General features: G+C 63.9%; 18 protein-coding genes and 1 tRNA gene. 9 read left to right on the plus strand and 10 right to left on the minus strand.

The window, feature by feature from the left end:
• The coding region (locus LB518_RS00005) for an acetoacetate decarboxylase family protein (RefSeq protein ID WP_224571613.1) at positions 1–779 on the minus strand (779 nt) is incomplete at its 3' end.
• Positions 780–794: 15 nt separating this feature from the next.
• The gene (locus tag LB518_RS00010; protein ID WP_224571615.1) at positions 795–1,529 is read right to left on the minus strand and encodes a FadR/GntR family transcriptional regulator; all 735 of its coding nucleotides are present in this window, start codon (positions 1,527–1,529) and stop codon (positions 795–797) included.
• A 147-nt stretch (positions 1,530–1,676) separates the two neighbouring features.
• On the opposite strand from LB518_RS00010, the gene LB518_RS00015 reads away from it, so the two are divergent.
• A complete protein-coding gene (locus tag LB518_RS00015) occupies positions 1,677–2,801 on the plus strand; it encodes a mandelate racemase/muconate lactonizing enzyme family protein (protein ID WP_224571617.1) in 1,125 nt (374 codons plus the stop codon).
• A gap of 15 nt (positions 2,802–2,816) precedes the next feature.
• Here LB518_RS00015 and LB518_RS00020 read toward each other — a convergent pair whose 3' ends face one another.
• Positions 2,817–4,229, minus strand: coding sequence for a hypothetical protein (locus tag LB518_RS00020; RefSeq protein WP_224571619.1), 1,413 nt, complete (start codon positions 4,227–4,229; stop codon positions 2,817–2,819).
• 159 nt (positions 4,230–4,388) lie between these two features.
• On the opposite strand from LB518_RS00020, the gene LB518_RS00025 reads away from it, so the two are divergent.
• From LB518_RS00025 to rhmD, 7 genes are all read left to right on the plus strand, one after another.
• A complete protein-coding gene (locus LB518_RS00025; RefSeq protein ID WP_224571621.1) occupies positions 4,389–5,570 on the plus strand; it encodes a sugar ABC transporter substrate-binding protein in 1,182 nt (393 codons plus the stop codon).
• A 75-nt stretch (positions 5,571–5,645) separates the two neighbouring features.
• On the plus strand, positions 5,646–7,154 hold the full coding sequence (locus tag LB518_RS00030) for a sugar ABC transporter ATP-binding protein (RefSeq protein ID WP_224571623.1): 1,509 nt from the start codon (positions 5,646–5,648) through the stop codon (positions 7,152–7,154).
• Positions 7,155–7,171: 17 nt separating this feature from the next.
• Positions 7,172–8,176, plus strand: a complete 1,005-nt coding sequence (locus tag LB518_RS00035) for an ABC transporter permease (RefSeq protein ID WP_224571625.1) — start codon at positions 7,172–7,174, stop codon at positions 8,174–8,176.
• An 11-nt stretch (positions 8,177–8,187) separates the two neighbouring features.
• Entirely contained in the window at positions 8,188–8,928 is a 741-nt protein-coding gene (locus tag LB518_RS00040) for a FadR/GntR family transcriptional regulator (RefSeq protein ID WP_224571627.1), read from the plus strand.
• A 9-nt stretch (positions 8,929–8,937) separates the two neighbouring features.
• Positions 8,938–9,720 (plus strand): L-rhamnose 1-dehydrogenase Lra1, encoded by a 783-nt coding sequence (gene lra1 / locus LB518_RS00045; protein ID WP_224571650.1) that lies wholly within the window; start codon positions 8,938–8,940, stop codon positions 9,718–9,720.
• A 10-nt stretch (positions 9,721–9,730) separates the two neighbouring features.
• Positions 9,731–10,048, plus strand: coding sequence for an L-rhamnose mutarotase (gene rhaM / locus LB518_RS00050; RefSeq protein ID WP_224571652.1), 318 nt, complete (start codon positions 9,731–9,733; stop codon positions 10,046–10,048).
• Between the two features lie 23 nt (positions 10,049–10,071).
• Entirely contained in the window at positions 10,072–11,253 is a 1,182-nt protein-coding gene (gene rhmD, locus LB518_RS00055) for an L-rhamnonate dehydratase (RefSeq protein ID WP_224571654.1), read from the plus strand.
• Between the two features lie 103 nt (positions 11,254–11,356).
• Here rhmD and LB518_RS00060 read toward each other — a convergent pair whose 3' ends face one another.
• From LB518_RS00060 to LB518_RS00090, 7 genes are all read right to left on the minus strand, one after another.
• Positions 11,357–12,142 (minus strand): transporter, encoded by a 786-nt coding sequence (locus LB518_RS00060; protein ID WP_224574212.1) that lies wholly within the window; start codon positions 12,140–12,142, stop codon positions 11,357–11,359.
• An 88-nt stretch (positions 12,143–12,230) separates the two neighbouring features.
• Positions 12,231–13,754 carry a DUF1254 domain-containing protein gene (locus tag LB518_RS00065; RefSeq protein WP_224571656.1) on the minus strand — a complete coding sequence of 508 codons (1,524 nt, stop codon included), beginning with the start codon at positions 13,752–13,754 and terminating at the stop codon, positions 12,231–12,233.
• Positions 13,755–13,788: 34 nt separating this feature from the next.
• Positions 13,789–15,279: a DUF1254 domain-containing protein gene (locus LB518_RS00070; protein ID WP_224571658.1), complete on the minus strand. Its 1,491-nt coding sequence runs from the start codon at positions 15,277–15,279 to the stop codon at positions 13,789–13,791.
• Between the two features lie 108 nt (positions 15,280–15,387).
• On the minus strand, positions 15,388–16,251 hold the full coding sequence (locus tag LB518_RS00075) for a helix-turn-helix domain-containing protein (protein ID WP_224571660.1): 864 nt from the start codon (positions 16,249–16,251) through the stop codon (positions 15,388–15,390).
• 432 nt (positions 16,252–16,683) lie between these two features.
• A tRNA-His gene (locus tag LB518_RS00080) sits at positions 16,684–16,760 on the minus strand.
• 174 nt (positions 16,761–16,934) lie between these two features.
• A complete protein-coding gene (locus LB518_RS00085) occupies positions 16,935–17,435 on the minus strand; it encodes a phasin (RefSeq protein ID WP_224571662.1) in 501 nt (166 codons plus the stop codon).
• A gap of 270 nt (positions 17,436–17,705) precedes the next feature.
• The gene (locus LB518_RS00090; RefSeq protein ID WP_224571664.1) at positions 17,706–18,086 is read right to left on the minus strand and encodes a phasin family protein; all 381 of its coding nucleotides are present in this window, start codon (positions 18,084–18,086) and stop codon (positions 17,706–17,708) included.
• A 209-nt stretch (positions 18,087–18,295) separates the two neighbouring features.
• On the opposite strand from LB518_RS00090, the gene LB518_RS00095 reads away from it, so the two are divergent.
• Positions 18,296–21,382 (plus strand): ATP-binding protein, encoded by a 3,087-nt coding sequence (locus tag LB518_RS00095; RefSeq protein ID WP_224571666.1) that lies wholly within the window; start codon positions 18,296–18,298, stop codon positions 21,380–21,382.
• Positions 21,383–21,422: the final 40 nt, after the last annotated feature.

Genomic DNA, 21,422 nt, shown 5'->3' on the forward strand with positions numbered 1-21,422 from the left:
GGGGGGGCGCCGAGATAATCATGGATGATCTCGCCCGCGACGAGCGTGAAATCGGCGCGCCAGAAGAATGCTTCCAGCGGCTCGACGACAGGCAGGCGGAAGATCGGCGCCTGCGCATTCGGCCGAAGCTCGACCGTCGCTGGCCCCTGCCAGCATTCGTGCACGACGACATCGGTCAGCTTGCGCGAGGTGATCTGGCGGATCGCCGGGCGGCCATCAATATGGTTGATCGCCTTCAGATTGAGATTGGTGGCGAAATCGAAATGGCGACGCATTTCCGAAGGATCGACGGCGCGCTGCTTGTAGGGCGTCGTCACGGTCAGCACGTCGATACCGTTGCGCGCCACCGTCCCGACGATCAGGTCGCCGCGCGCCTCCAGCGTCGGCTCGGCGAATTTTTTCGGCTGGCCATGCACTTCGCGGCCATGGGCGACGCCGCCATCGGACGCCAGGAACAGATACGGGGAATAGGCGCCGGAGCGGCCATTCGGCAGCTTCGCGCCGAACATGACATTGGCCTCGTGATACGGCCCGATCCAGCTCGTATCGTTCATCTTGTAGATATGGACCGCGACGACATCGCCGGTCGGCTCGACGGGTGGCGGGCACAGGAAGGCGACGGCCTCGGGGTCCGTCCGCCAGAAGACGGTCAGGATCTCGGCGTTGCGGAAGGTGAACGGGAATGGCGGGATGAACGGGGCATCCCACGGCGTCGAGAAACCGCCGCCCAGAATATCCTCTTCCGTGACTTTGGGGATGCCCCAGCGACGCTCAGTCATTTTGGCTCTTCATCATCATTGGGGTTGCGACTTCAATGAGGCCTGGGTTGAGGTGAGCACGTGGTTCATGTGCAGGATCATGGCTGCACGCGCGGCTGCGGGATCGCGACCCTTGATCGCTGCGACGATGGCGCGGTGATCCTCGATCGAGGTTGTGATCACGTCCGGCGTTTCCGAAGCGATCTTTCGAAATTCGAGGCCAAGCACGTTGAGGCTCTGCGCGGCGCGGGCCAGGAAGTCGTTGTCGGCAAGCTCGGCGAGGCGGCGGTGGAAGGCGGTATCGATTTCGCGATAGCGCTCCGGATCGTCCTTGGCCGTTTCCTGCGCCACAATCGAGGCTTCGAGCTCGGGCAGGGTGACCGGGTCTCCGCGCTCGGCGGCCAGCGCCGCAATCTCGCCCTCGATCAACCGGCGCGCCTCATAGAGCTTGCCGACTTCCGTGCCGCGGAGCGTCAGGAAGAAGGCGAGCGGCGCGAGCAGATCGCTCGCCTGGAGCTGCGAGACGAACACGCCGCCGCCATGGCGCACTTCCAGCACGCCGAGGACAGCCAGCGCACGCAGCGCCTCGCGCAGGGTCGGACGTGAAATCTCGAATGTTTCCGCGAGCTTGCGCTCCGAGGGCAGCTGATCACCAGCCTTCAGATTCCCGGTCGTGACGAGACCGAGGATGCGCGCGACCAAAAGGTCGGTCAGCCCCGTCCGCTTCAGCGGCATCTGCCCACTGAGATCGCTCGCAACCAAGCGCGCCACTCCCTCACTCACCGCGTCAGGCCACAGTCATCAGCGACAATTGGCCAAGTGGTCTGACCAATTATTGACCTAGCAGCCGTCCCGGTGCTAGTCAATCGATCACCGGAACCGGTCATTTGCGAAACGCTGTCATCCAGAGCCATACCCATGCGCCTCGGCCCGATCAGGACCTATGTCATTCGTTATCGCGACACCAATGATCACGGAAACCTGCGTCAGACGGTGCTCGTCCGCGTCGAGACGGTGGACGGCGTGGTCGGCTGGGGCGAAGGCATCGCCATGTGGCCGGAGGCCTGCTGGGCGACCAAGGTCCTGATCGACGGCGCCTTCGCGCAGCTTCTTCAGGGCGCCGCCGAGATCAGCATCGCCGATGCCTGGGCGATGATGCGCGGCCATGCGTGGTGGTACGGCGAAGGCGGGATCGCCTGCTTCGCCTATTCCGCGCTCGACATGGCGCTGTGGGATATCGAGGGCAAGATCGAGGGAAAGCCGCTCTACGAACTGCTCGGCGGCAAGGTGCATGACAGCCTCCCGGCCTATGCGAGCTGCCACGTCAACAAGGCGACCCGCGCGGCGAATGTCGAGGCGGTCGTCGACTATCAGCAGGCGGGCTTCGTCGGCGTCAAGCTCGGCTTCGGCAAGCGGGGCTTTTCCGATATCGGCCAGGACCCGGAGAATGACATCGCCTTCGTGCGCGAGCTCCGCGAGGCCCTCGGCCCCGATTTCGAGATCATCGTTGACGCCGGCAACGGCGTGAAATGGGACCGCGCCACCGCGATCGACACGGTGAGCCGGATGGCCGAATTTGGCATCGGCTGGATCGAGGAGCCGTTCTATCCGACGCAGATCGACGACTATCGGGCGCTGAAGGCGGCGGTCGCGGTCCCGATCGGCACTGGCGAGCGCGAATTCACCGTCACCGGCTACCAGCGGCTGATCGAGACCGGCACGGTCGATGTGCTCGGGGTGGATCCGTCCCGCGCCGAGGGCGTCACCGGCTTCCGCAAGATCGATGCGCTCTGCGGCGCCGCGGGGATCACCATCAACGCCCATGCCTGGAGCACGGCAATCCTGTCGGCTGCAAGTCTGCATCTCTCCCTTGCCTCGCCGAATGCGCGGTTGTTCGAACTGAAGCCGACCCGCGTCAGCGTCCAGGCCGACCTTGTCGATAGGCCGATCTGGCTTGAGGATGGCGCCGTTCACGCGCCCGAAGGCCACGGCCTTGGCATCACCGTCGATGAGGCCCTTATCGAGCATTTGGAACTGCGCTAGCCGGAAGCGGCCCATTCAGCAGACGCGCCGCAGCGGCACCGCGAACAGCGTTGCCACTCGTTCGAGCGCCGCTGCGTGCACACCCGGTGCCATCACGCCGTGATGCGTCGGGCCTTCGGCGGCCCAGGCCTTGATGAAACCGCGAAGACCGAGTGGGAAACGGACACGGCAATTGGTGTCGCCGAGCATCATGGGCGGACCCCCGACAATCTCGCCCTCGGCGACGACCATCACGAAGCGCCCGTCGCCATTCTGCGTCAGCGACAGCAGCGTCATCGGCCCGAGCTTCGGATAGGTCTGGGTCAGGAAGCCGGAACCGGTCTTGCCGTGGAAGACGGACGAATGCTTCAGCGTCGGCTTTTCCGCGGAAATCGTGACGTCGGCTGCGCCTGAATGGCCGAGGATGACGACATCGTCGTTGAAATCCATCGAATAGAGCTCGGCAAGGGTCGCCGTGCCGGCCACCGCCTTCAGCATCAGCATTGCGAGCGCCGTCTTGATATCCGCCTCGACCGGACAGGCGATTCCCTCCGCCATCAGGACAGAAAACGCCGGGTTGGATGCGGCAAGCACCGCTTCATGGTCCGCGCGCACCGCCCCTTCGTAGTGGTTCGGCAGGGCACAGAGCGCCTCGCGCGCGATCAGCCGGTCAAGGCCGGCGAGAACTCTCGCGATGGCCCCGAGCGGCGCGCCCTCGACATCCTTGGGGATCGCAAAGGCCGCGCGGAGCGCAGGCAGCCGCGCCTCGGCGTCGTCTTCGGACACGTCGGTGGCGGCCTTGGCGATATCGTCCCAGTTGAGGTGCTTCGTATAGGCGCCGAAGGCCGCGAAGAAGGCCGTCTCGTCGATCGAGAGATCGGTCATGCCCGGATAGGGGCGACCAAACAAGCCGAAGCTCTTGGTGCGCAGCGTGCGCCGTATCGAGGCGGCGTCGAGCCAGGACGAGAGTTCGCTGGCCAGAGCCGCGTCACCCTCGAGATGGCCGGTCACGACATCGAAGCGCTTGCCGATCCGCCGCAGCGAGGCGGTCATTTCCGGCAGTGCGGCGCAGGAGATCGCGACGCCGAGCCAGTCGCCGATGCCATGCACCTCGGCCATATCGAGCTTGCGGACGGACTGGACGTTGAGGAGAACGATCGGCACGTCGAGTTCGGCCACCGCGATCAGCAGCGGCTCGGAGGTGGCGTAGGTCGTCAGATGAACGAAGACGGCGTCGACATCGGCAGCGGCGAGGCGCGCTGCTGCGGCGCGGGCGCCGTCGATCGTATCGACGAGCCCGATCTCGATACGTTCGGCGGCCGGGCCGATGATGTCGAGGAGGCGGGCGTGGTGGCCCAGGATGGCGTCGCGCATGCCGGGAAATTGCGGCCAGTAGGCCGCGAGCCCGACGGCCAGGATGCCGATCCGCGGCTTCGCCTTGAGCGCCATCGATCTCCCTCCCAAGGCCTCCATGCGGATTTCGACCTATCACTTCGCAACTTGACTGACAAGTTGCGAAGTGAGATGCGTTTACCGCTGCGTCGTCTCGGAGGAGGGAAGCAGCTGGGAATTACGGGCGGCTCGGACCGCCTTGGGAGGATTAGAGCTATGAAGAAACTTGCCAGGGCGCTTGCGCTCGGGGTGGCCTCGGGCCTGCTGTTCTCGGCCGCCGCTCTTGCTGATGATTTCCACGGCTTCGACCCCGCCAAGTATGACGGCACGCGCCTTTCGGCGGACCAGTACAAGGCAATGGTCACCGATGCGATGGCGGTGAAGCCGCCCCGCAACGGCAAGAAATATGTGATCGGCTTCGCAAACCTGCAGCGCGACATAACTTTCGGCGTCGTCGTCGAGAAATCGATCCAGGCCAATGCAGATCTCGCCGGTGTCGAACTTCTTGTCGCCGACAACCGCCTCGACGGCCCGACCGCGCTCGCCAATGCCCAGTCCTTCGTGCAGCGCAATGTCGACTACGTGATCGAATTCCAGACCGACAGCAATTTCGGCCAGACGGTCATGAACGTCTTCAACGAGGACGGCACCAAGGTCGTCGCTATCGACATCCCGATGCCGGGCGCCACTTTCTTCGGCGCCAATAATCCGAAGTCGGGCTATATGAGCGGCTCCTATCTCGGCCAGGCCGCGATCGCCAAGTTCGGCAAGGATAAGGCGATGACGGGCTATTTCGTCGTCGGCGAGCTGCCGCAGTCGGGCGCGATCCCGAAGATGCGCACCGAGGGCCAGGTCAACGGCTTCCTTTCCGCGCTGCCCGATTTCGACAAGGCCAAGATGCTGCGGATCGATACCAAGAATACGCTGCAGGAATCCTACGCGCAGATGACGAACGTCCTCAGCCGCATTCCGGACGGCGTTCCGATCATGGTGACGGCGATCAACGACCAGTCGGCGATCGGCATGCTCCGTGCCATCAAGCAGGCCGGCCGCGAGGCCGATGCCGTGGTGGTCGGCAACGGCGCTGACGAGACCAAGGCGCTGGTCGACGAGCCGCAGCTCTATGGTGCAACGGGCTATTTCCCCGAGACCTACGGCAACTATCTGCTGCCGATCGCCCTGTCCTCGCTCGCCGGCAAGCCGCTGCCGCCGGCCGTGCTGGTCAGTCACGTGATGATCAACAAGGCCAATGTCTGCAAGTATTATCCGGACTTCAAATGCACGGATAAGGCCGAATTTGAGTATAAATTCCCGCAGGAAGCCTTCGAGGCCTATCTGACGGAACTGCGCAAGGAGCCTTTCCTGAAGGGCTTCGAGGATCTGGTCCCCGCGAACTGATCGAGGACGAGCCCGGGATGCGTGGCGTGCCGCGCATCCTGGAACTTCGGATCACTATTGCAGCGAGTTGAGGCCATGGCCGACAAAAGACTTCTCGACATGAGCGGCGTTCGCAAGTCGTTCGGCGGCGTCCCCGTCCTCGTCGATGTCGGCTTCCATCTCGATGCCGGTGAAGTGGTTGCGCTGCTCGGCGCGAACGGCGCCGGCAAGTCGACGCTGATGAAGATTCTCTCCGGAAACTACACCCGCGACGCCGGCGCGATCGCCATCGACGGCAGCCCGGTCGAGATTCGCTCCCCGGCTGATGCGCTGGCGCTCGGCATCCGCATGCTGCCGCAGGAACTCTCGATCTTCCCCGACATGACCGTCGCCGAAAACATCATGATCGGCGCAATGCCGCGGAAGGGCCTGCATGTCGATGCCGCGGCGATGGAAGCGCGCGCGACACAGCTTCTGAAGCGCCTCGGCCTCGACTGGCTGTCGCCGCGCACCCGCATGGGCACGCTCTCACATCATGTCCAGCGCATCGTCGAGATCGCCCGCGCCATGAACGGCAATGCGCGCGTCCTCATCATGGACGAGCCGACCGCCTCCCTCGCAGCCGAGGAAGTGCAGCTGCTGTTCGACATCATCCGCCGCCTCCAGGCGGAAGGCATCTCGATCATCTACATTTCGCATTACCTGAAAGAGGTGTTCGCGATCTCCGGCCGGGTCGTTGTCCTCCGCGACGGCCGCAATGCCGGCGATTTCGCCACTGCGCGGACCGATGTCGACGAGGTGCTGCACGCCATTGTCGGCAACCGCGTCGGCGATCTCTATCCGGCCTTCTCCGCCTCATCTGGCGCCGGCGACGACGTCGTTACCGTCGAGGGGCTCACCGTCGAAGGCTGGCTCCGTGGCGTCGATTTCACCGTCCGCCGCGGGACCATCACCGGTGTGCATGGGTTGATCGGCTCGGGTGCCGAGATGATCGGCCGCTCCCTTTTCGGCGCCGTGCCGCGCACGAAGATTGCGAGCGCCACAGTCGGCGGCAAGCCCTACACCATCACGACGCCCGGCAGGGCTGTCGAGGCCGGTCTCGGCCTCGTCGCAGCTGAGCGCAAGCGCGAGGGCATCATCGCGATGCTGACGCTGCGCGAGAATCTCTCGATCGCCAACATGCCGCTGTTCACGCGCGGCATGACCGTCGACCGCGAGAAGGAAGCGACGACAGCCGCCGAATGGATCCGCCGGCTCTCGATCCGCGCCCGCGGTCCCGAACAACCGATCGGCACGCTTTCGGGCGGCAACCAGCAGAAGGTCTGCCTCGCGCGCTGGCTACTCGGCGATCTCAGCGTACTGATCCTCGAGGAACCGACCCGCGGCGTCGATGTCGGCGCGCGGCAGGAAATCTACCGCCAGATCCGGCAATTGGCCGATCAGGGGCTCGGCATCTTGCTGATTTCCTCCGACGCCGAGGAAGTCGCCGGTCTTGCCGATCGCAGCATCGTGCTCGCCGGCGGCGTCGTCACCGAGACCTACGAGCAGCCGACCGATGCGTCGGCGCTCATGAGCGCGGCCAGCAAGCCTGCCGTCGCAGCCTGATTTCCAAGGAACGCCCCATGTCGCAGCACGTCAACACCACCGCCGCCGAACACAAGGCCATAACGACAGCGCAACGCTCGCGCAATCTGCTCGGCCATCCCTATGCCGGCGTGGTTATGCTGCTGGTCTTCTACCTGATCCTGGCCGCCGTCTTCACGACGCTTTCGCCCTACTTCCTGACCTTCAAGAACCTGGTCTCGATTGGCTCGAACATGGCCTTTATCGGCCTGATGGCGGCTGCCGGCACGCCGCTGATCATTGCCGGCGGCCTCGATCTCTCCGTCGCTGCCGTCGCCGGCATATCCGGCGTCGTGGTGGCGATGTGCTATGCCAACGGCATCGACATCTGGGTCTCCTGCGGCATCGCGCTGGTGATCGGAGCCGGCATTGGCGCCGGCAACGGCGCGCTGACCAACGGGCTTCGCCTCAACCCCTTCATCGTCACGCTTGGCACCATGTCGATCATCACCGGGCTGTCGTTGGTGTTGACCGGAGGCCTGACGCAGCCCCTGCTGACCGAGGGCTTCAACTGGATCGGCTCCGGCAAGATCTATGGCATGCCGGTGCCGCTCCTGATCATGCTCGTGATCTTTCTGCTGATCTGGTGGGTGATGGCGTTCACGCCGTTCGGCCGCTTCATCTATGCCTCGGGCGGCAATCCGGAAGCCTCGCGCATGCTCGGCATTCCGGTCGACCGGACACAGATGATCCTCTACGTCGTCTCGGGCCTCTCCGGTGCGCTCGCCGGCATCATCGTCGCCGCCATGCTCGGTGCCGCTGCCCCCGATTCGGTCGGAAAGCACCTTCTGACCGTCATCGCCGCGATCATCCTTGGCGGCACGTCGCTGTTCGGTGGACGTGGTTCGGTCTGGGGCACGCTGCTCGCCGTGCTGATCCTCGGGACGCTGAATAACGGGCTGACGCTTCTGAACGTTTCGAGCTTCTGGCAGGACGTTACCAAGGGCACAGTGCTGCTCCTCGCCGTTGGCCTCGACCAGCTGCGCGTCCGTTCGCAGAACTGAGGACAATGTCCATGAACCCGCTCGACCAGTTGAAGCCGATCGATACCAAGCCCTCCGCTTCCGAACGGGTGGCCGAGCGCCTGATGGCGCTGATCGCATCCGGCAATATCGCACCGGGAGACAAGCTCCCGAGCGAGAACGAGCTGACCAAGGCGCTGCATGTCTCGCGGCCCGTTGTTCGCGAAGCCCTTCGCGGCCTCGCCATGCTTGGTGTCGTCGAGAGCAAGCAGGGCGGCGGCTGCTATGTCACCGATCTGAAGCCGAACCGGTTGATGGCACCGCTCTCCTTCGTGCTGAGCCTGCAGGATTACAGCCTCGACAGCCTGTTCGCCGCCCGGACCGTGATCGATTGCGGCCTCGCGGCAAGCGCCGCACGCAACGTCACGGCATCGCAGCTGGAGCGCTTCGCCGAGCTGATCGAAGTTGCCTACCAGACCGTCCGTGACCCGGTCGCGTTTCGGTTGGCCGACAGCGAGTTCCACGAACTGATCGGCACGGCGTCGGACAACGCCTTCCTCGATCGCGTCTCGCGCTCGCTCTATAGCCTTGCCATCGACCAGCGTCGCAAGGCTTCAGAAACGCCCGGTGTCCTCGATCAGTCGGCCCGGGATCACGATGACATCGTCAAGGCGCTGGTTGCGCGCGACCCCGAAGCCGCACAGGCCGCGATGGCGGAGCATGTCGAGCACATTCGCAAGACCACGCTCGACGTGATGGGTGACGTGCCGCCCATTCCCTTCCGGTCGAGATAGGAGGTCGCCATGCTTCTCGAAGGCAAGCGTGCCATCGTCACCGGCGGCTCCCGCGGCATCGGTCGCGGCATCTCGCTGGAATTCGCGCGGCAGGGCTGCGACGTCGTGATCAACTATTTTGGCGCCGCCGATCATTACGTGACCCATGCGGAAGCCGCGGAGGAGGTCGTCGCCGAAATCCAGGCACTCGGCCGAAAAGCGATTGCTGTCGAGGGCGATATTGCCGATCCGCAGGTCAGCCATGACCTGGTGAAGAGCGCGGTCGAGGCCTTTGGTGGCGTCGATGTGCTCTCGTCAAATGCCGGCATCTGCCCGTTCCACAGCTTCCTCGACATGCCGCCGGAGCTTTTGCAGACAGTTCTGGGCGTCAATCTTTCCGGCGCCTTCTACATCACCCAGGCTGCGGCGAACCGCATGAAAGACCAGGGCCAGGGCGGCGCCATCGTCGCGACCTCCTCGATCTCTGCCCTTGTCGGTGGTGCCATGCAGACGCACTACACCCCCACCAAAGCCGGCGTGCACTCATTGATGCAATCCGTCGCCATTGCGCTTGGACCCTATGGCATTCGCTGCAATTCAGTCATGCCGGGCGCCATCGCCACCGACATCAACAAGGATGATTGGTCGGACCCGGCGAAGCGCGACTATCTGAACGGCCGCATTCCGCTCGGCCGGTTCGGCCAGCCCGCCGATGTCGCCAATGTCGTGGCGTTCCTCGCCTCCGACATGGCCGCCTATGTCACCGGCGCGTCGCTGCTGGTCGATGGCGGCCTCTACGTGAACCTGCAATAGGAGGCTCGAAATGCCCGAACGCATTGCCTTCCGCATGAAGGTCCACCCCGGCAAGATTGCCGAATACAAGAAGCGCCATGACGAACTCTGGCCCGATCTCGCCAAGGCGCTGAAAGATGCCGGCGTGTCGGATTATTCGATCTGGCACGATCCCGAGACGAACTATCTGTTCGCCACCCTGATCCGGAGCGACGACCACACCATGGCCGACCTGCCTGCGACCGACGCCAACAAGCGCTGGTGGGCCTTCATGGATGACGTCATGGATTACAATGACGACGGCACGCCGACGGCCGTCAATCTCACCCAAGTCTTTCATCTTTCCTGACAAACGCCGGACGGACGCGCCTCATGGCCAATCAATTTGAGATCACGGACGTCCGTGTCTATCTCGTCGAGAGCGAAGGCAATGGCGGCGATTATTTCCAGCAAGGCAAGGGCCACTGGCTGATCGACACACTGATCGCCAATCCGATGTCCGGCTATGAGAAATACAAGGCGTCGCGCTCGTCATGGGGCATCGGCGTGATGGGCTCGATCGTGGTCGAGATCGAGACGGCGAGCGGCGCATGCGGCATCGCAACAGGCTTTGGCGGCCATCCCGCCGCGTGGCTGGTGAAGAACCATTTCAGGCGCTTCCTCGTCGGCGAGGACGCGCGCAACGTCAACAAGATCTGGGACCAGCTGTTCCGCGCTTCGATGCCCTATGGCCGCAAGGGCATGCCGATCGCGACGATCTCGGTCGTCGACCTCGCACTCTGGGACCTCATCGGCAAGGTGCGCGGTGAACCGGTGTTCAATCTCATCGGTGGCCTCTGCCATGACGAGATCACCTTCTATTGCACCGGGCCGGAGCCCGCCGCCGTGCGTGACCTCGGTTTCTGGGGCTCGAAGGTGCCGCTGCCGCACAGCCATTTCGACGGCGAGGCCGGACTGGTCAAGAACATCGAATATCTCGCCGCGCAGCGCGCCAAGGTCGGCCCTGACTTCCCGTTGATGGTCGACTGCTACATGTCGCTGACCGTCCCCTATGCCATTCGGCTTGCGGAGGCGGCGAAACCGCTGGGCATCTATTGGTGGGAAGAGGTTCTTCATCCCGACGACATCGAGGGCTACCGGCTGCTGAAGCAGGCGCATCCAACGCTGACATGGACGACGGGAGAGCATGAATATACCCGTTACGGTTTCCGCCAGCTGATTGCGGATCGCACGATCGATATCCTTCAGCCCGATGTGATGTGGGTCGGCGGCATGACCGCGCTGCTGCAGATCGCGGCACAGGCCGCCGCCTATGACCTGCCGATCATCCCACACGGCAGCGGGCCCTACGCCTATCACTTCATCGGCAGCCAGCCGAACGTGCCGCTTTGCGAATATGTCGCGGCGAGCCCTGACGGCCGCTCAATCCGTCCAGTGTTCGGCAATCTCTTCACGGGCGAAGACCTGCCGCAGAACGGACGTCTCAAGATCAGTGACGCACCCGGTTTCGGTATGGAAATCGCCGACCGCGGCTTGCTCAAGCTTTTCGAGTAATTCTCTGCGGCGAATGGCTGAAGCTCGATGCAGCGTCGGCAGAGCGGATTGCAGAGCGTCCAAGCGGCGATCGTCCGTTAGGCCGGCGGTCCAAGCGCTCCCGCTACTTCTTGGGAAAGAGGAACGTGATCGCAAAGCGGGCGCCGAAGCCCTCCGGTCCATTCTCGGGGCTTTCGGCCCAATAGCGCAGCCCGGCGGTGAAGCTGATCGGCTGCTTGTTGACGGTGACGAGCTTGCTGACCATGGCGTTGATCGGCACGGACCAGGTGTCGCCGGTCCAGTCATAAGTGCTCTCGGTGTTGAGCGCGAAGGTCCAGGCGTCGGGCGTCGTATAGGAGATGAAGGGCTGCAGGAAGGTCGAGTTGACGTCGTTGCGGCTCGCATCGCCAGCGAACGACCAGATCTGGTTTGCGAGAATTCCATAAGTCCATGGGCCCGATTGCCGGAGCGCGACCCCGGTTGGTCCCGCGCCCCATTGGGCGCCGCCGAGAAGATCGTCTGTCGCCGTCGGGAGCAGAAATACCGGTCCGGCACCCCAGATGAGCCCGCCGGGGCCGGGTTGCTTCGGTGAGAAGAATAGACTTTGCACGGTGTCGCCGAGACCAAACTGCGTCCCCGTCTCGCCGGCGATATCTTCCTGCCAGGTCACCGGCAGGATGGTGCGCGAGATCATGTTCCAGTCATCGCCGATCGAGATCGGCACCACTGGCTGGAAGTTCATCAGGACGCGCGAGCCGTCGTCCGGTCCGAAACCCGTATCGTAGTTGAACTGGAACGGCACGCTGATCAGCGTGGCGATCGGGTTCGACAGTTGCTTGGCGAGATCGGCGTCCTGCGCAGAGGCCGGCTGCAGCAGCGCAGGCGCGAGCGTCGCCACCGCGACAGACATCAGTAGATTGCGTGACATCACTCGCTCCCTTGCGTCAAAGAATTCGACACGCTGAGACCATCTTCCGAAGCTTGGGTCTCATCATCTGCTAGGGCATCCTCTCAAAATCGCCCGGTTTCCAGCTGCCATCCATAGCCGCCGCTTCCGGCGCGTAGAGCCGCAGGATCGCGAAGAAGCCTTCGCCGGGATTGGTCGCCAGCCAGTTGCCGCCGCCTTCCGGTTTTTTCGGGCCGATGGTGAGGATTGTGCTGCCGTCCGTTTCCGTCGCCGGCTTGTCGAGCTTGCCGAAGGAGGGAAAGGGCTGGCCGTTTTCGAGGCCTGAGGCGTTTTCGGCCTTATAGAGCGTCACCGACCAGAATAGGCGGGCCGGAATGTCTGGCGGCAGCTTGAGCCGGTAGCTTTGGTCTCCGACCAGCGGCTCGCCCTTCGAGTCCTCGAAGGCCACCATGTAGAAGGCGCCCTTGCCGGGGGTCATCGACACCATGCCGGGGCTGATCGAGTAGTAGTCGGTGAACATCCAGGCGCGAGCGTCGAGCGCCCGGACGGGGGCGTCGCGCATCATGAAGTCGATGCCGACAGGAGCGTCCGGGTAGTGGCCGCTGAGGTTGTTGACCGGGTTGACCCATTTCCGATCTTCGAAGACGCGTAGATCCGCGCCGCCCACCTCCGGTCGCATGCCGATGACGCGGCTGGTCTTGTAGGCTGTCGTCGCCGCGGCATCGAGGATGGCGCGGGTCGCCGTGTCGGGCTCGAATGGTTTCCCTTGCACGATGCCGAGGCCTGCCAGCATCCCCAGCCAGTCGGGTCCGCCGAGGTTTGCCCCCTCATGGTCGACGAGCCACTTCAGGTCGTCAAAGGCCGAGGCGTTGGAGCGGGGCAGCATGTTGATCGACATGCCGGAAGCGTCGTGGAACTCCATCGCTTTCGCCTCGTCCTTCTTGCCGAGGGGGTAGAGCACCGACTGCTTCAGAAGATCGACGGCCGGGCTGGTGTCGCTCGGGTCCTGGTAGAAGGCGCGCAGGAAGATGAAGACGTTGTTGGTGCCGGACCGATAGACGTAGTAGCCGTCGGGGACGTCGCCCTTGTAGCCCGGTGGCAGGATCAGGAACTTGCCACCGGCGCCGCCATCCGGTCCGGGAAGCCCCACATCGCCGAAGAACTTGCCGCTGTCCTCGGGGATCGGCCGCTGCCACATGTCGAGCAGGATGCCCTGCATCTTCGGGGGCGCTTCGAAGACGAGCGGACCGGTCTCGGCAAGGTCGGCGAAGGTGATGCCATAGATCAGGTCGGAATTCGGCGTGGTGATGAGGGTCTTGGCGTCGAGCCGCTTCGACCAGATCTGCATCACGTTGTAGCCGGTACCGAAGGCGTCGTTGGCGCCGTCGCGCATGCCCATCGTGTTGAGGAGCGGCAGCGCCCACAGATAGGTCTGCGTGGCGCGCTGGAATGTGAGTTCGTCGAGAAGCGTCTTCGCCGTCGCGTCTGTGGGGCGATTGTGCTCGAAAGGCAGGTTCGCCAGCGCCTCGAAGCGCGCGTCGGCGGCCAGGGCCGGCGCAGCGAAAGTCACCAGGGCACAAAGGGTGGCGGACGATAGAACCGTAGTGCGCATCATCATTGCCTCCTTGATCCGACAGGCCGCGGCGACGTCATTCGACCTTCACGAAGTCGGGCAGCGCCCAGGACTTGTCGAAGAACGGCTCCGTCGGACCGTAGAACCGGAAATACGCGAACCAGCCCTTGTCGGCGTTGGTCTGGATCCAGTTCGCCTCCTTGCCCTCCGGGGCCTTGGGGCCGAAATAGACGTCGATCGATCCATCGGCATTCGTCGCGATATCCTCCTTCCGCGAGGAGATATCGGGACGTCCCTGTTCGGTGATCGGCATCTGCCGGGTTGCCTCGTCATAGGCTGTGACGGACCAGAAGCCTTTCGCCGGCGGATTGGGCGGAACGTGAAGCTTGTAGGTGTTGCTGCCGTTGAGCCAGTTGCCGTCGGCATCCTGATACGCGGCGATGTAGCGCTGACCGACGCCGGGCGTTTCGGTCAGCATGGCCTTGGAGATGACGACGGCCTCGTAGAACCACGCGGCGCGCTCATCGAGCTGGTCGTAAGTGTTGGCCCGCTGATCGACAGATACGACCAAGGCATGCTTCCAATGGGTGCCCGGCCAGAACGGCGGCTCCACGCGCTTGTCGGTCGTGTTGGCCTTCGCCATAGCTTCTCCGACCAAGACGCCGTCGCTCAGCAACTTCGTCTGACGCTCGTCAGGCTCGAACGGCTGGCCACGCTCGATGCCGAGAAACTTGAGCTGCGCCAGCTCCAGCCGGTCCCGGTCGTCAATCGGGTTCCGCTGGATGACTTCGTTCAGGCTGTCCCAATAGGCCATGCCGCGAGGAGGCATCTGGGTCCATTTCTTGTCCCCGGCGGGCCGTGCGAGCATCGGTTTGCCGGCGCCTTCTACGGTCCAGGTGTAGGTCTTGATCTGCGGGATGATCTCCGCGATCGCCTTTTCCTTGTCATCGCCGATCAGGCGAAATCCGGCCAGGACGTCACGGCTCGTCGCCTGCACCACGAAGTAGCCGGGCGCTTCGACCGGTCCATAGCCGGGCGGCATGATGAGATACTTGCCGCCCTTTCCTTTGTCGGGGCCAACGACGCCGAGATCGGCCAGGACGCGTTGCCAGTTGTCGAGGATCATGCCGGCGATGAGGCCGGGAGGCACCTCGATGACGAAGGGCCCCGTTTCCTTGAGGTCGATGAAGGTCGCGATGTAGGGGGTCGTGTAGTTGGGCGTCAGGATGCCGAGCTTCTCTGCGAAGTCGAGATAGGTCAGCATCTCGCCGCTCTTGCCGCCGAAGACGTTGTAGTGGGCCCGGCGCCATTCGTTCAGACCGACGGCCGGGATACCCCAGAGATAGGCCTGCGCAGCGCGCTGGAAATCCATTTCGTCATAGAGCTTTTGAACGGTCTCTCGCGAGGGATAGCCGCTCTCGAACGTTAACTTGCCGATCCGTGTACCGATGGACCCGTTTTCAGGGAGCGCCGCAGATGTGGCGTCGTCGGCCTGAGCAATGAAGGGGATCAGGGCTGTCGAGACCAGCAGGGCGGCAGCGCAGAGATGACGGGCGGTTTCTCTCATCGTTTCCTCCTCGAAGCGGTTCAATCCGAAGCGAGCCGAAGGCTTCCGATGTCCGATCCTAGAAGAACCCCAACAACGCCGATCGCGCTATGCAGTTTTTGCCAATCGTTAAGATGCCCGGTCGGTGGTAGTTTCGCGTGATCGAGCGAGCGTCTCACTCGGCAGTTCGCCAAATAACTCTCGGTATCGGCCGGCCAACCTTCCAACCTCACCAATGCCCCATTGGTTGGCGATCAGAGTAATTGTGCAGGCAGCTTCCACATCGTCGGCGAGAGCTTGGCGGATGCGGTGTAAGCGGACCCGTCGGACATAGGCCTGCGGGGTATCACCCAGGATGTCGTCAAAGGCTCGGTTCAATGTTCGCCGCGATGTGCCGGCTGCGGCCACGATGGCGTCCAGCGACAGCGGTTCGGACAGGTTCGCGTGGATGAATTCGCGCGCTCGCCTCACGATCTCGGCGTGGCGGTCGGGAGCGCGCCCGATCAGAGATACGGGTTGTCGGGCAAGATGCTGGATCAAAGCTGCAAGCAGCAGCGAAACGACATCGCCCTTGTCGGCCGCACCGTCGTGTATCCGTCGAAATGCGATCGCCAGCTTCTGCACACTTGCCTTGTCGAGAAGGCGATCGTGGATGCGCGATCCTCCAAGGGTCTCTTGATCGAGAATGAGATCCTGCCGACCGGCTTCCGCTTCCAGCCGTTCGGCCGAGAGTTGCAGCGCGACGTAAAGCGCTCCGTTCCCGTAAAGGGAGCTGTGCTCGTCCCCCGCGCTGAAAACCGCAACGCCTCCGGTCTCGACTTCGGTCTGCCATTGCCAACACCCCGGAACCAACCGGAGTCCCAGGCCCAGCGTAATCATGTTCTTCGACAGTGGGCCCGAAAGACCAACGCGCCCGTTTATGAGCCCGCTCGTGCAGGCGATCCCATCTTCCTCCGCGAATACCAGACTGCCGGAAAGCGGCATTGTGGACATCTGCACGGCTTCAAGATCCGCATCTCGAACTGCGTCGGCTAGGTCTTCAATACGGTCAATGCCTAACCGACTGAAGGATTTCCGACGACCAAAGTGGGATGGATGCCGAATAGACCCCATGGCTGCCTCGCTCTTTCGCGTCAGCGTCCGATTGCTTCTAGAATAGCTAGACTAGGACGCACACAACGACTTGGCGAGGACCACGCCAAACTCGAATTGATGATCAACCGGCCAACATCGTGGCTCGGCGCGCCATCCTCAGGAAGCCGACGCTTCTAGGCGCCATGTCGCGCTGTATTTCGCGTGGAGCTGCCGCGCCTCAGCGGAAACCGATGGAAACTGCGAAAAGCCAGTCGCAACGCGGCCGCAACATGAAAACGGCGCCACCAGGGCGCGGCGTTTCATAACGAACTGATTTCGTTGGCAGATCTTTGGTACAGCTGGGTGGTCTCGAACCACCGACCTCCGGAGCCACAATCCGACGCTCTAACCAACTGAGCTACAGCTGCCTATCCCAAAGCGAGCGGAACCTAGAAGTAATGCCGCTGCGTTTCAAGCCCTATCCGCGCCGTCGTCAACTGCTTTCGCAAGGCGTTGGCCGGATTGGGCTTTTTGCGGCCGCGACACAAAAAGGGCGCCGCGGCTGATGGCTGCGGCGCCCGATCCTGTTGGTCGCGACAGGCTCAGTTGAGCGTCGCGCCCTTGAAGGCCTTCTCGACGCTTGCCTTGACCGGGCGCGTCGCCTCGGTGACGAACTTCTGCGAGAAATCCTGCAGATCCTTGACCTGGGCGGTCAGGGCTTCGGTCTGCTTGCGGGCAAAGGCCATCTGAAGCTCGAGCGCTTCGGCGAAGGTCTTGGCGCCAATCAATTCCTTGTAGAACGCGAAGGTCGCGTCCGAATTCTGCTTGGCCGCGTCGAGCGACTTGTGGCCAAGTTCGACGGCGCCCGAGCGAGCGGTCTCGATCGTGTCTTCGAACGCCTCGGTCGCCTCTTCGGCGGCGGCCTTCATCTTGGCGTAGGCTTCCTTGCTGCCCGTCAGCGACTTTTCGGCGAAATCACGGAAGGCGGCCGGCATCTCGGCGCTCGGGATATTGAAGCTGAATGCCTCGAACGGCGCTTCAAAAGCCTTGGCAGCCTTGGCGGCAGCGGTCTTGGCGGGCTTGGTGGCGGGGGTATCGGTCATGGGGCTCTCCTTGAGAATGCATGGATCTCGAGAGCGCGGCAGCCGTACACATTCGTGATCGGCATCCGATCGAGATGCATCCTATATAGCCACGACCTTTGTGCGTTGCAACATCATTTTGCGACGCACAAGTGCGAAATTATGAATAGCCGCGATGGAAAGCCGCAATTTGCTTGGTGTCCAAATTAATGCGCGCCGGATTGACCGGGCGCTATGTTGCAGTGCGATGCACAAGAATGAGGCGCGGCTGAGCGAGGCCGCGCCAGTTCCTCAGGGCTTGATCTTTTGCGCTGCGTCCGTGGCGACCTTTGTCAGCACTTCGCCGACGGTTTTGGTCTGGGCCTGCGCTGCAGCGACCTGTCGCTGCACGAAGTCGCGATGGATCGATTGCAACTCCTCGACGGTGCGGGCGCGCACGAGCTTCTGCGCGAACTCGAATGAGGCGGCGACATTTTCTTCAAGGAAGCCAATCGCCTGGCGGTTGACGTCGCGCGCGCCTTCCTGGATCGACTTGGTCGACGTCTCGGCCTTGTCGACGGCCTTGACGGTCGCGGACATGAAGTCGTCGAATGCCTTGCGGGCCTGATCGACGCTCTTGTCGGCGAATGCGCGCATCGGTTCGGGAATTTCGAAAACGGTCTCGTCGGCCATGATGGTCCTCCTGCCCGGTTGGGAAAGGGAGCATAGCCCGATCCGGCCGGACTGGAAATGTGGGTCGCCGATTAACCACGCGCTGCAAGACTGCGGTGGGTGAGGCGGCCAGTGCGTGGACCTTGGCGCGCTACGGCTTTATTAGAGTATTGTTAAGCAAAGGGGCCTGCCAACACGGCGTGGACCCTTGGCGGGGAGCGCGACGCAGCATGAACGGACGCGACTATGCCTTTCTGGATCTGGCGGCGCTGCCGGCGGTCGGATCGGCGCTGCTTGCGCCGCGGCCGACGCTGCTGTTCCAGGCCGACGGCCGCCGCATCCTGTTTGCGAATGCCGCCGGTGCCGCGTTCTTCGGCGAGCGGCGGATGGAAGCACTGCTCGACCGCGCGTTTTCAGACGCACTGCCGGCCACGGAGCAGATCGCTCGCGCCGCGCGAAGCCTTGCTCCTGGCGCCAGCCGGCTCGAGCGTATCCGCTTCGCCGGCAGCGCTGGCTTCTCGAGCGTTGCAGCGGAATGCGTCCGCTTGACCCTGCCGGGCGGCGAGCCGGCTGTGCTTGTCCGCCTGCCGGAGCCGCGCGGGGCTGGTGATACCCACGATGCGGCGCACCGGCTGGTCGATCTGCTCGCCGCCGAGGATTGTCTTGTCGCCGTGCTCGACGCGAATGGCGCGACGATGACAGACAGCGGCGATTTCGATGTCTTTGTCGGCGAGTCCGCGATCACCGATCTGGTCTCCGCTTCGACCCTTGTTCCCGGACGGCCGCTGAAGCGGGCGATCCGCATCGGCGATAGTCGCCGGCCCGCGGGTCTTGCGGCCGTCGAGACCGCCGGCGGCCTCGTGCATCTCCTCGTGGTCGGGCCCGCCGAACGCGTCGAATGGGAAGGCGACGAAACGCTGCCGCTCACCGAGGCACAGACTGTGGCGCCGGTGGAGGCCGACGTGTCCGAGCCTGCCTCTTCCCCTGATCATGGCGTGGCGGAAAGTCCTGCCGCCGAGCCGGAATCGGCCGCCGCAAGCGACGAACCCGCCGAACCGGTGCCCGACCCTGCGCAGGCTGCCGAGCCTGAGCCTCTCGAGGCGGCTGTTGTCGAGGGCTTTGTCTTCGTCGAGCCGGCCGGCCCGGTTCGCTTCGTGTTCCAGATGGACGAAGCCGGGCGTTTCACCTTCGTCTCGCCGAATTTCGCCGAGATCGTCGGGCCGGCCGCTGCCATCGCGGTCGGCGAAAGCTGGGGCGAAATGGCTGCCCGGCTCGGCCTCGACCCGACAGGAGCCGTGGCCAGCCTCATCGCCCGCCGGGATACCTGGAGTGGCGTCTCCCTCGACTGGCCGGTCGAAGGGACCAATCGGCTGATTGCCGTCGATTTCGCCGCATTGCCGGCATTTTCACGCGAGCGCCTGTTTGAAGGCTATCGCGGCTTCGGCGTCATCCGCCCGATGGAGCGGCGTGAGCCCGCGACCGTATCGCCGCCGCGGCCGGCTCTTCCAAGCGCATCCGTTCCCCCGAGCGCGGGTCCTTCCAATGTGATCCGCCTCGCCCGCGCGGCCCCGGAGCAAGAGCGGCTCTCGCCGCCCGAGCAGGACGCCTTCCGCCGCATTGCTGCGGCGCTCGGTGGAACGCCGTCCAGCCGCCCGGCAGCCGAGCCATCCGCCGCCACAGCCTCTGGCCCGGTCGCTGACACGACCGCCGCGATCGAAGCTACCCCGCCTGTCGAAGAGATTGCAGGCGGCGAGGTTGCGGCGACGGGGCGGGTGGCGCCCGAAATTGCAGCCGAGGCGCATCAGGAAGAACAGCTGGTCCCGGCAGAACCGGCACCCGTCACGCCCGTCCCGGAGGCGAAATCGGAGCCGGTTGCAGAACCCGCAGCCACCGAGATCCAGCCCGAGGCTGCCCCAGTTGCCGACCCGGCATTGGGTAGCGCGGCGGCTCAGGACGGCACGCTCACGATCGCGGATGCCGAGGATCAGCCGGCGCCGGAGCTGATGCCGCCTGCGGAAGCCCCGGACGCACCGTTTGCCGAACCGCTGGCCGAGGCTGCGCCGGATCTGGTGCCAGACCAGGATCGGCGACCAATTGCGACCTCTGTGTCGAAGCCCGAGCCAGAGAGTGCGCATTTCATTTCGCCCGATAGCGCGCTGCTGCCGCTGATGCGGCGAGCCGAAACGGAGCTGGTTGGCGCGCGGCAGCGGATCGTCGAACTCGAGGCCATCCTCGACACGGCGACCGATGGCATCATCGTCGTCGACGAGGACGCGCGCATCGAGCGGATCAATCGGAGCGCCGAGGCGCTGTTCGGCGTCGAATCAGCCTCCGTCACGGGCCTCCGCCTGCCGGACCTGCTCGCCGAGGAGAGCCGCCAGTCGGCCCTCGACTACCTTGACGGTTTAGCGCGAAACGGCGTCGCCAGCGTGCTCAATGACGGTCGCGAGGTGATCGGCCGTGTGCCGCAGGGCGGGCTCATCCCGCTCTTCATGACGATGGGCCGCCTGCCCGAAACGGGCAAGTTCTGCGCCGTGCTTCGCGATATCACGCAGTGGAAGAACGCCGAGGGCGAACTGATCAATGCGAAGCGCGCCGCGGAAAGCGCTTCGATGCAGAAGTCGGATTTCCTCGCCAAGGTCAGCCATGAGATCCGTACGCCGCTTAACGCCATCATCGGGTTTTCCGAGGTGATGATGGAGGAGCGCTTCGGTCCGATCGGCACCGAGCGCTACAAGGAATATCTGCGCGATATCCATGTGTCCGGCGCGCATCTCATGAGCCTGCTGAACGATCTGCTCGACCTTTCTAAGATCGAGGCCGGCAAGCTCGACCTGACCTTCGAGGCGGTGGCGCTCAACGAGATCGTGATGGAATGCGTCGCGCTGATGCAGCTGCAGGCCAATCGCGAGCGGATCATCATCCGCACGTCGCTGTCGGGCCAGGTGCCGAACATCGTCGCCGACCCGCGCTCGATCCGGCAGATCGTGCTGAACCTCGTCTCGAATGCCGTGAAGTTCACGCTTGCCGGCGGACAGGTGATCGTCTCGACGGCGATGGAGCCGCATGGCGAGGTGACGCTGCGCATTCGCGACACCGGCATTGGCATGTCCGAGAAGGACATCGAGACGGCGCTGAAGCCGTTCCGCCAGCTCTCGTCCTCGCGCGAGCGGCGGAGCGACGGCACCGGGCTCGGCCTGCCTCTCACCAAGGCGCTGGTCGAGGCCAACCGCGCCGCCTTCGCGATCGACTCATCGGTCGGGCAGGGGACGCTGATCCGGATCACTTTCCCGGCGACCCGCGTGCTGGCTGGATAGACGCGCCGCCCCGATTGTCGCATTTTCGGATCGCGAGCGC

The sequence above is a fragment of the Mesorhizobium sp. BR1-1-16 genome, from assembly GCF_020165495.1.
Lineage (GTDB): Bacteria > Pseudomonadota > Alphaproteobacteria > Rhizobiales > Kaistiaceae > Kaistia.